The organism is Vibrio sp. 2130-1, assembly GCF_033339515.1.
The window spans coordinates 1-611 of sequence record NZ_JAWOUT010000449.1 but is presented as its reverse complement, the minus strand read 5'-3'; the positions used below and the strand labels follow the sequence as shown (position 1 = coordinate 611).

Here is a 611-nt window from a genome sequence, read left to right as displayed (position 1 = left end):
CATAACGCCGCGTTAAGTGGTGAGCAACGCATACCACCGCACTCAAACCATTGTGCCGTAAACACTAAAGCTGATTCAAACTAAAAATGCCAAGCGTTGGGAATCCGTCTTAAACGCTTTGTTATGTGAATTTTTATTGTGAGTTTAACAATGGAAAAGTTTTGTAAGCCCTAACATAGTTCAATAGCAACAAACGCTCCCAATACGCTACGTACGCTTGTCCCTCTATTTTATCTCTACTGTTATTCCATTTGCTATCCGCCTTAATAACCCATAGTTTCTCTAAAGCACGATCACCTGATATTTTTCGATAGCGCTTTATTGCTTTATGACTTGAACTTAAGCGCCGATCAATATGGCTAGACATACCTATGTAGATAATGTCGCTTGGCATATTTTCAGGGGAAAATGGTTTTACTTTTTCTTCTGAGTCAAAAGTGGCAAGTAAATAGACCCCATAAATACCAAACTGTTGTGGTATATCTTGATGTTTCCAACTATTTGACAGGCTACTCCATGGCTTCCAATCCCCAAAATACAAACCTTCGAAATCATGCTCCATTACGCCTCCATTCACATAACGCCCTGTTAAGGGGTGAGCAACGCAATAC

At 40.1% G+C, this 611-nt stretch carries 1 protein-coding gene; it reads right to left on the bottom strand.

Annotated elements, in window-relative coordinates; genetic code table 11:
- Positions 1–133: 133 nt before the first annotated feature.
- The coding region (locus R7Q09_RS26765; protein ID WP_318071334.1) for a hypothetical protein at positions 134–611 on the bottom strand (478 nt) is incomplete at its 5' end.